Annotated in this window: 12 protein-coding genes; 5 read left to right on the top strand and 7 right to left on the bottom strand. The window is 76.1% G+C overall.

Annotated elements, in window-relative coordinates; all coding sequences use genetic code 11:
* Positions 1–264 precede the first annotated feature (264 nt).
* Complete coding sequence (locus ICW40_RS12415) at positions 265–756, bottom strand: hypothetical protein (RefSeq protein ID WP_221654336.1); 492 nt, start codon at positions 754–756, stop codon at positions 265–267.
* A 170-nt stretch (positions 757–926) separates the two neighbouring features.
* On the opposite strand from ICW40_RS12415, the gene ICW40_RS12420 reads away from it, so the two are divergent.
* The 4 genes from ICW40_RS12420 to ICW40_RS12435 are packed head-to-tail and all read left to right on the top strand — an operon-like array spanning position 927 to position 3565.
* The gene (locus tag ICW40_RS12420) at positions 927–1217 is read left to right on the top strand and encodes an SAV_915 family protein (RefSeq protein ID WP_221654337.1); all 291 of its coding nucleotides are present in this window, start codon (positions 927–929) and stop codon (positions 1215–1217) included.
* A complete protein-coding gene (locus ICW40_RS12425; RefSeq protein ID WP_221654338.1) occupies positions 1214–1501 on the top strand; it encodes a hypothetical protein in 288 nt (95 codons plus the stop codon). Before ICW40_RS12420 ends, ICW40_RS12425 begins: the two co-directional genes overlap by 4 nt.
* Positions 1498–2739, top strand: a complete 1242-nt coding sequence (locus ICW40_RS12430; RefSeq protein ID WP_221654339.1) for a hypothetical protein — start codon at positions 1498–1500, stop codon at positions 2737–2739. Before ICW40_RS12425 ends, ICW40_RS12430 begins: the two co-directional genes overlap by 4 nt.
* Positions 2717–3565 (top strand): hypothetical protein, encoded by an 849-nt coding sequence (locus tag ICW40_RS12435; RefSeq protein WP_221654340.1) that lies wholly within the window; start codon positions 2717–2719, stop codon positions 3563–3565. The genes ICW40_RS12430 and ICW40_RS12435 overlap by 23 nt, the downstream gene beginning before the upstream one ends.
* 87 nt (positions 3566–3652) lie before the next feature.
* On the opposite strand, the gene ICW40_RS12440 is transcribed toward ICW40_RS12435, so the two are convergent.
* From ICW40_RS12440 to ICW40_RS12465, 6 genes are all read right to left on the bottom strand, one after another.
* Positions 3653–4249, bottom strand: a complete 597-nt coding sequence (locus tag ICW40_RS12440) for a hypothetical protein (protein ID WP_221654341.1) — start codon at positions 4247–4249, stop codon at positions 3653–3655.
* A 230-nt stretch (positions 4250–4479) separates the two neighbouring features.
* Positions 4480–6003 (bottom strand): MFS transporter, encoded by a 1524-nt coding sequence (locus ICW40_RS12445; RefSeq protein ID WP_221654342.1) that lies wholly within the window; start codon positions 6001–6003, stop codon positions 4480–4482.
* On the bottom strand, positions 6000–6530 hold the full coding sequence (locus tag ICW40_RS12450; protein ID WP_221654343.1) for a GNAT family N-acetyltransferase: 531 nt from the start codon (positions 6528–6530) through the stop codon (positions 6000–6002). The genes ICW40_RS12445 and ICW40_RS12450 overlap by 4 nt, the downstream gene beginning before the upstream one ends.
* Before the next feature lie 165 nt (positions 6531–6695).
* Positions 6696–9236, bottom strand: coding sequence for an FtsX-like permease family protein (locus ICW40_RS12455; RefSeq protein ID WP_221654344.1), 2541 nt, complete (start codon positions 9234–9236; stop codon positions 6696–6698).
* 1 nt (position 9237) lies between these two features.
* A complete protein-coding gene (locus ICW40_RS12460; RefSeq protein WP_221654345.1) occupies positions 9238–10035 on the bottom strand; it encodes an ABC transporter ATP-binding protein in 798 nt (265 codons plus the stop codon).
* A gap of 73 nt (positions 10036–10108) precedes the next feature.
* Positions 10109–10345 (bottom strand): heavy-metal-associated domain-containing protein, encoded by a 237-nt coding sequence (locus ICW40_RS12465; RefSeq protein ID WP_221654346.1) that lies wholly within the window; start codon positions 10343–10345, stop codon positions 10109–10111.
* A gap of 187 nt (positions 10346–10532) precedes the next feature.
* On the opposite strand from ICW40_RS12465, the gene ICW40_RS12470 reads away from it, so the two are divergent.
* Positions 10533–11594, top strand: a 1062-nt coding sequence (locus tag ICW40_RS12470) for an AAA family ATPase (protein ID WP_221654347.1), incomplete at its 3' end; no start/stop codon positions are given.

Below are 11594 nucleotides of genomic sequence, written 5' to 3' on the forward strand. Positions count from 1 at the left end.
CCGCCCGCCCGCCCGCCCTGCGCCGCCCGCCCTGCGCCGTCAGCCGCCAGCCGCCCGCTCCCCGCCGCAGGCCCTCGCCGCCGGCTGCTCCCCGGAGCCGTACAGAAGCTCGCATTCGAACTCGTGCGCCGATGGACGAGTTCCGTACGTCGTGATCTGCACGGATGCTCGAACGAAGACGGCCGGCCGGCGGGGCGGCGGGCCGGCAGGACGGCGGGGCGGCGGGGCGGCGGGACTGAGGGCTGAGGGGCCGGGGGGGCTGGCTCAGCGCTCGGGGGAGCCGTAGACGAGGACGGTGGTCTCGACGGGCTCGTCCGGCGCCAGGAGCACGCGGGCGGTCCGGTCGTCGCCGAACGTGAGCGAGCAGCCGGTCGTGCCGTCGGGCACGGCTGCCTGGCCGTCGTCGCCGAGCAGACCCAGCATCTCGGCCTCGTGGGTCGGCAGCTTCTCCACGCTCTCCGCGCCCGCGCCCTCGCACAGGGCCTCCGCCTCGGCGCGCGCCGCGCTGAAGGTGACGACCGAGGCGTCCGTGAACGGCTCGTTCTCGACCAGGCTCACGCGGAGGTCCTGGGCGGAGTCCGGGAGCGTCAGGCCGGCGTCGGAGAGGAGCCCCGGCGCCGTCTCGGCGGACTCCTCGGTACCGAGCTGGCGGGCGAGGGCCGGCTCGTCGTCGTCGGCGGGTGTGCACCCGGCGGCGAGCGCGAGGACGAGGACGACCGCGGGGATCGCGGTCCGACGTGCTGAGGGGCGGAGCATCGTGGTCCCGTTCCGGCCCGCAGGCCCGTGCCGATCCGGCGACGCCGCGTGGGCGTCCGGCGCCCGGGCGGACGCGCGACGGCGATCATGCCAGGCTCCCGGACCCGCCCTGCCACCGTCGGGACCCGCTGCTAACGTCCGAGGTCGACCGCCACGCGAAGGAGACTCCGATGGCCGTGCCGCTGCCGAAGGGCTACCCGCCCGTCCTGTACATCCCGTGCGTCCGCGAGGTCACCGACCCGGCGGACCTCGAGATGCAGTACCGGACCACGAAGGACGGCCGGACGGCGATCCTCGTCTACTCGGCCCTCGACCGGCTGCTGCACTGCTGCGGCGAGGACCAGCCCTGGTTCGTCCTGCCGACCGCCGAGCTGCAGCGGATCTGGGACGCGGCACCGTTCGACCTCGTGCTCCTCGACCTCGTGGTGCCGGAGGAGCAGCGGCAGGGGGCGCCGGCATGAGCGTCAACGTCGACCACGCGGGTCTGACCAGCATCGCGAGCGGCCTGCGGACCGCGGGCACGGACCTGGACGCCGCGACGGCCGGGGCGCCGTCGAGCGTGGACGCGGGCCTCGCGTCCGGGCTGGTCGGGGCGATCCTCGCGACGACCGCCGACGTCGTCGTGCGGCTCGCGTACGAGGCGGACCACCTGGCGGGGCTCGTGGACGAGAGCAACGCGGCCTACCTCGCGGGCGACGCCTCGAGCGCGAGCAGCCTCGGCACTCTCGCGGGATCGCTCGAATGAGCTCGATCGACACGCGCGTCGACGGGTCGCCGAGCGCCCTGCTGAGCGCCGCCGGGTTCCTCACGGGAACGCTCGCGCCGGGCGCGACGGCGATGGACGACGCCGTCCACGCCCAGCGCGGGCAGGTCGCGGAGGCGTGGGAGGGCGACGCCGCCGAGGGCCTGCGGGGCAGGCTCGCCACGCTGACCAGCGGGGCGGGCACGCTGTCGAGCGCGGTCACCGCGGCCGGGCTCGAGCTCGAGCGGCTTGGCACCGTGCTCGAGGGCGTCCAGGCGGACATGGAGAGCGCGCGCAGCCAGGCGGCCGCGGGCGGGCTCACCGTGTCCGGGACCGTCATCCAGGGACCGGGTGCACCGCCGCCGTCGGTCCCAGCACTACCGGTCGACCACACGCCGGCCGAGCGCCAGGCCTACGACACCGGCATGGCCGCGATCAGCGCCTACAACACGGCGAAGGCCGCGTGGGACACGGTGGTCGAGCTCGTCGAGTCGGCGCACGAGCGTTGGACCGACGCGATCAACACCGCGTCGTCGACGTGGGAGTCGAACGCCGGCAACCTCGCCACGGTCGCGTCGAGCCTGCTGACCGCGGGTGCCTCGGCGAGCGCGATGGCGGCGATCGCGTACAACGCGCGCCTCATGCGTGGCTTCCACCTCGAGTCGGCCGCGGCGTACCGGGCGCACGTCAACGCCGTGACGCCGGGCGGCCGGCTCACGACGACGCCCGGCCACTACTACGACCTGCTCGACTCCGCGGCCCAGCACGCCGACGACGCCGCGCGTGCCGGCCAGACGGCGAGGGCGCCGCGCGTCCCGGCCGGGCTGGCTCGCGGCCTGTTCTGGCTCGGCGTCGGCGCGACCATCTACGGCTACCACGACGACGTCCAGAACGGTGAGTCCGAGGCGCAGGCGGCGGTCTCGAACGGCGCCGGGTTCGCGGCGTCGCTCGGCGCCGGCGCGCTGGCCGGGGCCGCCATCGGCTCCGTCGTGCCCGTCGGCGGGACCATCGTCGGCGCCGTCGCGGGGACGATCATCGGGGCGGGCGTCGGCATCATCACCTCCGGCGCGATCGACTCCATGTGGGAGAACGGGGTCGACGGCATCGAGGACGTGGGCAACGCGATCGTCGACGGCGTCGAGGAGCTCGGCCAGACGGTCAGCGACGCCGGCAGCATGATCGGCGACGCGGCGGGCGCCGTCGGAGGCACGGTGAAGGATGCCTGGAACTCGATCTTCTGAGGTCGGCCGCGGGCCGCTGCCCGGGGTCGGTCGCGGGCTCCTGTGGTTCGTCGTCGTCGTCAACGCGATCATCGGTCTCGTCGCCGTCGTCGTCTCGGTCGGGGTGCTGCTCGCGCCCGCGCAGGACCGGCCGTGGAGCGTCGGGACGGGCGTGCTCGTGCTCCTGGGCGGCCTGGGCTGGCTGGGTGTCCTCGCGTTCGGCTTCTACCGCAACTACCTCCACCAGCCCCCGGCCACGGGCAGACGCGTGACCCTCGCGGAGGTCGAGGGCGAGCGCGCCGTGGTGCTGCCGTGGCGGACGACCTTCCTGCACGCCCCGCTCTGGATGTCGGTCTTCGTGGCGATCGTCTTCGGCGGCGGCGCGATCGCCTTCCGGAACCAGGGCAACCCCGGCTGGTGGATCCTCGCGATCGTGGCGGTGCCCGTCGTGCTGGTGCTCCCCGACAAGCTGATCCAGCTGACGCGCACCTGCCGTGTCGTCATGTCGCCCCGCGGCATCGGCGTCAACGGCTGGGACGGCGACGCCTGGCTCGACTGGGACGACGTCCAGGGCATCGCGTTCGACCAGGTCAACCAGTGGACCGTCCTGCGCGTGGTCGGCCGCGACGGCGCCGCGTCGTGGCGGTTCCGACGCCGGCCCCGGGTGCTCAACGCGATCACCCCGAAGGGGCCGTGGGTCGACATCCCGGGCCCGGCGCTCGAGGTCGAGGTCATGGCGCTGTTCGACGCCATCGCGCACTACACCCGGCACCCCTCGGCACGCGCCGAGCTCGCGACCGAGACGGGCCGGCGCCGCGTCGTCGGCGCTGGGACGCCGACCGCCTGACCGGCGCGCGGGCGCGGGTACCCGCCCCGCGCCCCGCGCCCCGCGCCCCGCGCCCCGGGCGCCGCCCGACGCAGGATGGGCGATACGTCAGGTGTGCGTCCGGACGACCTGTCCCTGTCGGACGTTCCCGATCATGGCGAACTGGAAGTCGATGGCCGGCTCCCCCGTGACGACGGCCGCCCGTGACGAGTCCCGGATCGTCGTGGTGATCGTGGTCCCGCCCGGATCGGTGACCTTCTGCCGGAACCGCGTGGCGGTGATCGGGCCAGTGCCGGTGAAGGTCAGGTCCAGCTCGATCGTGCCCGCAGGCTCCCCGTCGAACGTCGTGATTGGCACGGTCGCCACGAGGCGGCCCGACGAGAGGTTCGGCCGGACGTCGAGGAGGTCCGGCGTCGCCTGCCCCTCGCCGAAGCTGCCCGTGTCACCGCCGCACACGTCGACACGCGAGTCGAGCACCAGGACGATCGGCTCCCCGGTCGTGTCCGCCATCGCCTGGACGAACACGTGCCGTTCGATGCAGCCGTCGAGGACGTCGGCCTGAGCCTGGATGAGAGGGCCGCGGATGCGCGTCCGGGTCGTCTCGGTCGCGGCGCCGGCCGGGCCGACGAGGCCGGTCAGCGCGACGAGTGCGAGCGCGCCGGCTGCTGCGAGGGCGCGCAGGGCACGGGCTCGTGAAGCGGGCATGGACGTCTCCTTGCGTACTGCGGCACGCAGTACGGAGCCCTTGGCCCATCGGGGCGGAGGGGCGCGTCGTCGCGCCGCTCGAGGTGGATGGTGGTGTCGGGGAGCGGAGGCCGTGGAGGCGGCGGTCCCCGAGTGGCTCGCCCGGACGCGGGGCCCGGGCGGTGTGGCGGCGCCGCACGTCGGCTCCGCGGGTCGGTGCGCCGCAGCGGCGCGCCATGTCACCTGCAACGCTAGCGCCGGACGTCCGCCGTGGACAGACCGCTGGGCGTGGCTCGCCTGCCGACGAGCGTCGCCCCCAGCGCCGCCGTCGCGAGCGCGACGACCGCCGCGGCGGTGAACACCGCCGAGAAGCCGCCCCCCGAGACGAAGTCGGCGGCAGCACCGACCGCTCGGGTGGCCGCCGTGCCGATCGCCGTGAACGCCGCCATCCCCAGGGCCGCGCCGACCTGCGTCGCCGAGCCCGCAAGGCCGGACGCCAGGCCCGAGCGAGCTGCCGGCACGGCGGAGGCGATGACCATCGTCGTCGGCGTGAAGCTCAGCGCCACGCCCGTCGCGACGAGCATGAGGCCGGGCAGCACGTCGGTGACGAACGAGCCGCCGTCGGGCGTGCGCGCCAGCCAGAGGTGCCCGCCCGCGAGGACGACGAGCCCGGCGACCATGCTGCGCTCCGGCCCGAGCACGCGCAGGACCCGCGGCAGGACGGCGACCGAGACGACGAAGCCCGCGAGCGACGTCGGGACGCTGGCCAGGCCCGCGACCTGCGGCTCCATCCGCAGCGCCTGCTGCAGGTAGAGGGCGATGAGGACGAAGGTCGACGCGCGCGTGCCGCCGCCGAGCACGGCGAGCACGACGCCCGTCGACAGCGTGCGGGAGCGGAAGACGTCGAGCGGGACGAGCGGGTCGGCGGCGCGGCGCTCGGCGGCGAGGAACACCACACCGAGCGCGACCGCCACGCCGGCGCCGAGGAGCACCGACGGCGACGTCCACCCGTGGTCCGGCACCGCGAGCGCGGCGTGGACGAGCGCGAGCACGGCGCCGGTGACCGACGCGGCGCCGAGCGCGTCGAACTGCCGCCTCGTCCCTGCACCCCGAGTCCCGTCGAGGAGGCGGGGCGCCGCGACCAGGGCGATCGCGGAGACCGGCACCGTGGCGAAGAAGATCCACGACCAGCCGACCGTGCCCGCGAGCAGGCCGCCGACGAGGACGCCGGACGCGCCGCCGAGCGTCGACGCCGCGCCCCACGCCGCCATCGCGCGCGCGCGGGCGGGACCCGGGAAGGTGACGAGGAGCAGCGCCATCGCGGCCGGGCTGAGCGCCGCGGCGCCCGCGCCCTGGACCACGCGGCCGGCCACCAGGAGCCACTCGGTCGATGCCGTCCCGGCCACGAGCGTGCCGAGCGTGAAGACGGCCGAACCGATCATGAGCATCCTGCGGCGCCCGACGACGTCGGCGACGCGGCCCGCGAGCAGCAGCAGGCCGCCGAACGCGAGGACGTAGGCGTTGACCACCCACGCCAGGCCCGCCGGCGTGAGCCCGAGGTCGCGCTGGATGGACGGCAGCGCGACGTTGACGATCGACGTGTCGAGCATGACGACGAACTGGGCGGACACGAGCAGCGCGAGCGCCGCGGTGCGGTGCCCGCCTCCGGGTGCGGCGACGTCGTCGGGCGCGGTGGCGGGTGCGGCAGCTGCGGCCGGGGAGACCGCCGGGGCGGCGGCAACCGCCGGGGCAACGGGCGAGCCGACGGCGCTCATCGGGCCACCTCGTCCGTGCCCGCGGCGACGAGCGGGCGGTACGCGGCCGGCGCCCAGCCGGCGATCACCTTGTCGCGGAGCGTCGCGCCGAGGCCGGCGTAGAAGCGCTGCGCCCCCGTGTTCTCGGGCTCGACGCCCCACGTGAGCAGCAGACCCTCGGGCTCCGCGACGGCGGCCATCGCGGTCAGCAGCCGGCGGCCGAGGCCGTTGCTGCGCTCGCCGGGCCGCACGTAGACGTCGTCGACGGCGAGCACGTCGCCGCCCGTCCACAGGTGCAGGCGGCGCACGGCCGAGGTGTAGCCGAGCGCCCGACCGTCCCGCTCAGCGAGGAGGACGACGACGTCGTCGCGCTCGAGCAGCTGCTGCCACCGTTCGGCGGTGACGCGGACGTGCTCGGTGTCGCCCTCGTGCGCGGCGATCTCGAGGACCAGGGTCTGGACCGTCGCGGCGTCGGCCGGGACGGCGCGACGGATGGTCACGGTCGGCGCGCCCGCGGGGACGGCGGTCGCGCTCGGCGAGGTGGTCATGTCGTGGCTCCTTCGTGGGCTGGTGTGCGGTCGCCTGTGCGGTGACGTGCTGCGTCGAGGCTGCCGCGGGCACCGCGGGGTTCTCGCCGGTGGAATCACCGGGATCTCCCCGCGGTGCCGCGGTGCCGCGGTGCCGTGAGTGCGGGTCAGTGCCGTGACTGCCGGTCAGTGCGTCGCGATCGCCTGGAGCACGTCCATCCGCGCGGCCCGGCGCGACGGCGCCAGGCCGGCGACCAGACCGGCGACGACGGCGACCACCAGGACGACGGCGAGCCGGCCCGCCGGCAGGGCGATGGCGAGCGGCGCGGAGCGCCCCAGCGCCGTCACCGTCGCCGCACCCAGCCCGACGCCGAGCGCCAGGCCGAGGGCGCCGGCGATGGCCGCGACGAGCACGGCCTCGGACCGGACCATCGCGCCGATCTGCCGGCGCGTGCCGCCGACCGCCCGCAGCAGGCCGATCTCGCGCGTCCGCTCGGCGACCGACAGCGCGAGCGTGTTGGTGATCCCGAGCAGCGCGATGACCACCGTGAGCACGAGCAGCACCGTCACGAGGCCGAGCACCTGGTCCACGGTCGCGCCGCGGGCCTCGGCCGCCGCGGCCTGGTCCCGGACGGCGGCCGTGGGGTGGTCGGCGAGCACGCCCTCGACAGCTGCCCTGACCTCGTCGGCCGGCACGCCGTCGGCGGCCCGGACGAAGACGCTCGCGTCGAGGTCCTCGGTGAAGTGCGCCGCGTAGGTGTCCAGCGAGACGAACCAGCCCGTCGAGAGGGCCTGGGCGTCCACCGAGTCCAGCACGCCGACGACGGGTAGGCGCTGGTCGCCGGTGTACGAGAACGTCATCGTGACCGTGTCGCCGACCTCGAGCCCGCGCTCCTCGGCCACGGACGCCGCGACGACGACGCCGCCGTCGGCGAGCGCGTCGAGCGAGCCCGCGACCATGTCGAGGTCCGTGACCTCGGCGAGGGTGGCCGGGTCGATCGCGGACAGCGCGCTCGTCTGCCCGCCGTCGAGCCAGTGCCCGTACCGGAGGCGCGACATCGCCGCGACCTCGGGCAGCTCTCCCACGTGGTGCGCGACGTCGGTCGAGAGGCCGCCGAGCATCTCGGCGCGGGCGCTCTCGACCACGAGGTCGGCCGTGACGGTCTCGCGGTAGGTCCCCGTCATGCCCTCCCGGAGGGACGTCGCGACCACCGTCATGAAGGCGATGAGCGCGAGGCCGAGCGCGAGCGCCATCGCGGTCGACGTGGTGCGGCGCGGCGCCCGCGCGGCCGACTCGCGAGCCAGGTGCCCGGTGACGCCCGTCCGCAGGAGCGGCGCCCCGACGAGGCGGGCGAGCGACGGCATGAGCACCGGCCCGAGCAGCGCGAGCCCGACGACGGTCGCGACGGCCGCAGGCACGAGCACCATCACCGGGGCACCGGCGACGACCGCCGCGACCCCGGCGAGACCGAGCGCGAGCGGGACCCCGCGCAGCGCGCGGCGCGCCCGGCTGGGCGAGGTCCTCCCACCAGCGAGGTCGACCGAGGCGCGGAGCGCCTCGACCGGGGCCACGCGCGCCGCCCGCCGAGCCGCGCCCACGGCTGACACCACGGTGACCACGAGGCCCAGGACGACGGAGACGACGACCGACGACGCAGAGACCACGGTCACGCCCTCCGGCAGCGGGAGGCCGAAGGCTGCCATGACGGAGCGCAGGCCCCCGGCCGCGAGGACGCCGAGCGCCGCGCCGAGCACGCCGCCGAGCACGCCGATCAGCACGGCCTCGCCAAGCACGGCCCGCGTGACCTGGCCCGACGTCGCGCCGGCGGCCCGGAGCAGCGCGAGCTCGCGGCGCCGCTGGCTGGTCACGATCGCGAACGTGTTCGCGATGAGGAGGCCGCCGACGAGCACCGCGGCAGCGGACATGGCGGTGAGCACGAGGCCCAGCGAGCCGAGCTGCTCCTTCGCCGCGTCGGCGCTCGCCGCCGCGGTGTCCTGCGCCGTCGCGACGTCGTAGTCGTCGCCGAGCGCCTGCCGGACGGCGGCCAGCACGTCCGGCACCGACGCGCCGTCGGCCGCGGTGACACGCAGCTCGGAGACGCCGTCGCCCAGCTCGAGCATGCGCTGTGCGTCGTCGAGGGTCACCATCGCGATGGTCGCGCCCGGCAGGCCGTCGGCGTCGCCGAAGCCGGCCAGGCCGACGACCTCGAGGTCGGTGCGCAGGTCGGTGAGCACGGCGACCGTGTCACCGACGCCCACGCCGGCGGCGGTGGCGGTGGCCACGTCGAGCACGACCTCGCCCGCCGCCGCGGGCGCGCGCCCCTCGCGCACCGCGAACGCGCCGAACGGCTCGGGCGCCCACGACGTCAGGACGGACGCGCCCGACGGCACGACGGCCTCGCCGTCGACCTCGAGCAGACCCTGGCCCTCGGCCACGGGCATGACCTGGTCGACGGCCTCGACGGAGCGGACGCGGTCGACGACGTCGGGACCCAGCGGGTCGCGGTCGACCTCGACGCCCATCGCTGCGCCGAACACCGCGGCGTCGCGGACGGTGAGGTCGACGCCCGCGGCGGCGGTGCCGAACTGCTCGTCGAGCAGGTGGTCGGAGGTGTCCGTGAGCAGCAGGCTGCCGGACACGAAGGTCACCGCCAGGACGACGGCGAGCAGGGTGAGGGCGAACCGCGCACGGTGCGCCACGACGTCACGCAGGGTCAGGTGCCACATCTCAGACCTCCGCCCGCGGCGCGGGCTGCTCGAGCCCGGCCATCCGGGCCAGGACGGTCGGGACGGTGGGATCGGTGAGCTCGCCGGCGACGCGGCCGTCGGCGAGGAAGACGACGCGGTCGGCGAACGACGCCGCCGTCGGGTCGTGCGTGACCATGACGACGGTCTGGCCGAGCTCGCGCGCCGCGCGCTGGAGGAACGCCAGCAGCGCGTGGCCGTGCCGCGAGTCGAGGTTGCCGGTGGGCTCGTCGGCGAAGACGATCTCCGGCCGCGTGACCAGCGCGCGGGCGACGGCGACGCGCTGCTGCTGCCCGCCGGACAGCTCGCTCGGCCGGTGCGTGAGGCGGTCCCCGAGGCCGAGCGTCGCCACGAGCTCCGCGAGCCAGGTCCGGTCGGCGCTGCGACCGGCCAGGCGCAGGGGGAGCGTGATGTTCTCCTCCGCCGTCAGCGACGGGACGAGGTTGAACGCCTGGAAGACGAAGCCCAGGCGCTCGCGGCGCAGCAGGGTCCGCTGCCGCTCGGAGAGGGCCGTGACCTCGGTGTCGCCGAGGCGGATGGATCCCTCGTCGACGTGGTCGAGGCCGGCCATCGCGTGCATGAGGGTCGACTTCCCGGAGCCGGACGGGCCCATGACCGCGGTCAGACGGCCGGCCGGGATGGTGACGTCGGCGCCGTCGAGCGCGCGGACCTCGGTGCTGCCGCGTCCGTAGACCTTGACGAGGCCGCGGGCGAGCGCGGCGGGGGCGGGTGCGCCGGGTGACGCGTCGGTGGGTGAGGGCGGGGTGGTGAGGAGGGTCATCGGGTTCTCCTGCTGGGTGTGGGTGTGGGTGTGGGTGTGGGTGTGGGTGAGTGGGATGGTCGAGCTGGTGGTCTCAGCCGAGGGGCGCGACGCAGTGGCCCGTGCGGGTGACGGCGGCCTCGACGTCGGCGCGGTCCACGGGCTCGTCCGCGACGACGGTGAGGGTCCGGCGCGTGTGGTCCACGGCGACGGAGCGGATGCCGGGGACCTGGCGGACGGACACCAGGGCGGCGTCGAGGCAGTGGCCGCAGACCTCGCCGGCGACGCGCACGGTGGTGCTGCCGACGAAGGTGCGGGGCGTGGACCGCATCACGGCGGGGCTCCTGATCTCTCGGTGACGGTGCCGCGGCACCGGCCGGCTGTGGTTCGGCCGCTGCTGCACTCCGAGGCTCGCCGGGAGGCCCACCGGGGCGCGCCGGTGAAATCACCGGGATCGCGCCCCGGCGGGCGAGGCCGGGGTCTCCACCTCCGCGCTGCGCGGGTCTAGGCTCCGCGCCGTGGTGGTCGCCCGGGACGCGGAGCGCGACGCCGTCGCGCGCGTGATCGAGAGCGCGCGCCGCGGTGACGGCGGGTCGCTCGTGCTGGTCGGCGAGCCGGGTGCGGGCAAGTCGGTGCTCCTGGCGGACGCGGTCGCGACCGCACGCGACGTGCACGACCTGCGCGTGCTGCGCGTGCGCGGCGTCGAGTCCGAGTACCCGCTGCCGTTCGCGGCGCTGCACCGCGTCCTGCGGCCGCTGATGCGCGCCGCGACCGCGCTGCCGGCGCGTCAGGAGCGCGCGCTCCGGGTCGCCCTGGGCGAGGTGGACGCCGACGACGGCGGTGGCGACCCGGGCGGCGTCGCCGGCGCCGGCTCCGACCGCTTCCTCGTCTACCTCGCGGTGCTCGGCCTGCTGTCCGAGGCGGCAGAGGAGCGGCCCGTGCTGGTCGCCGTCGACGACGCCCATTGGCTCGACGAGGCGTCCCGCGAGGCGCTGCTCTTCGTGGCGCGCCGCGTCGAGGGCGAGCGGCTCGCCGTCGTGTTCGCCGCGCGCGAGGACGCGGGCTTCGACGCGGCGGACCTGCCCGCCCTGCCCGTGCGCGGCCTCGACCTCGCCGGGACGCGCACGCTGCTCACCGAGCACGTGGGCGACGACGTACCCGCGGCCGTGGCGGCCGAGCTGCACGCCCGCACCGCCGGGAACCCGCTCGCGCTCTCCGAGCTCGCGCAGGCCGTGGACCGCGCCGTGCTGCTCGGCCGCGCGCAGCTGCCGGCCGAGCTGCCGCTCACGGGCGGGGTCGAGGCGGCGTTCCTCGACCGGTACCGCCGGCTCCCGGCGGAGGCGCGCGCGGTCCTGCTGGTCGCCGCGGCCGACGACTCCGGTGACCTCGCCGTGGTCCAGGAGGCCGCCGCTGCCCTGGGCGCCGACGACGCCGCGACGGAGGCCGCCGAGCGGTCCGGCCTCCTCACCCGCCGCGGCGACCGCGTCGAGCTGCGGCACCCGCTGGTCCGGTCAGCCGTGTACGCCGGCGCGACGACGCCCGAGCGCCGCCGCACGCACGCCGCGCTCGCGGACGTGCTC

Origin of the sequence: Actinotalea ferrariae (assembly GCF_019733465.1) — a bacterium.
Lineage (GTDB): Bacteria > Actinomycetota > Actinomycetes > Actinomycetales > Cellulomonadaceae > Actinotalea > Actinotalea ferrariae_A.

What these genes read in the sequence shown, in the direction of transcription:
- ICW40_RS12420 (WP_221654337.1), top strand. Translation starts at nt 927, where the DNA reads ATGGCCGTGCCGCTGCCGAAGGGCTACCCGCCCGTCCTGTACATCCCG.
- ICW40_RS12425 (WP_221654338.1), top strand. Translation starts at nt 1,214, where the DNA reads ATGAGCGTCAACGTCGACCACGCGGGTCTGACCAGCATCGCGAGCGGC.
- ICW40_RS12465 (WP_221654346.1), bottom strand. Translation starts at nt 10,345, where the DNA reads ATGCGGTCCACGCCCCGCACCTTCGTCGGCAGCACCACCGTGCGCGTC.
- ICW40_RS12455 (WP_221654344.1), bottom strand. Translation starts at nt 9,236, where the DNA reads ATGTGGCACCTGACCCTGCGTGACGTCGTGGCGCACCGTGCGCGGTTC.
- ICW40_RS12450 (WP_221654343.1), bottom strand. Translation starts at nt 6,530, where the DNA reads ATGACCACCTCGCCGAGCGCGACCGCCGTCCCCGCGGGCGCGCCGACC.
- ICW40_RS12430 (WP_221654339.1), top strand. Translation starts at nt 1,498, where the DNA reads ATGAGCTCGATCGACACGCGCGTCGACGGGTCGCCGAGCGCCCTGCTG.
- ICW40_RS12435 (WP_221654340.1), top strand. Translation starts at nt 2,717, where the DNA reads ATGCCTGGAACTCGATCTTCTGAGGTCGGCCGCGGGCCGCTGCCCGGG.
- ICW40_RS12445 (WP_221654342.1), bottom strand. Translation starts at nt 6,003, where the DNA reads ATGAGCGCCGTCGGCTCGCCCGTTGCCCCGGCGGTTGCCGCCGCCCCG.
- ICW40_RS12440 (WP_221654341.1), bottom strand. Translation starts at nt 4,249, where the DNA reads ATGCCCGCTTCACGAGCCCGTGCCCTGCGCGCCCTCGCAGCAGCCGGC.
- ICW40_RS12415 (WP_221654336.1), bottom strand. Translation starts at nt 756, where the DNA reads ATGCTCCGCCCCTCAGCACGTCGGACCGCGATCCCCGCGGTCGTCCTC.
- ICW40_RS12460 (WP_221654345.1), bottom strand. Translation starts at nt 10,035, where the DNA reads ATGACCCTCCTCACCACCCCGCCCTCACCCACCGACGCGTCACCCGGC.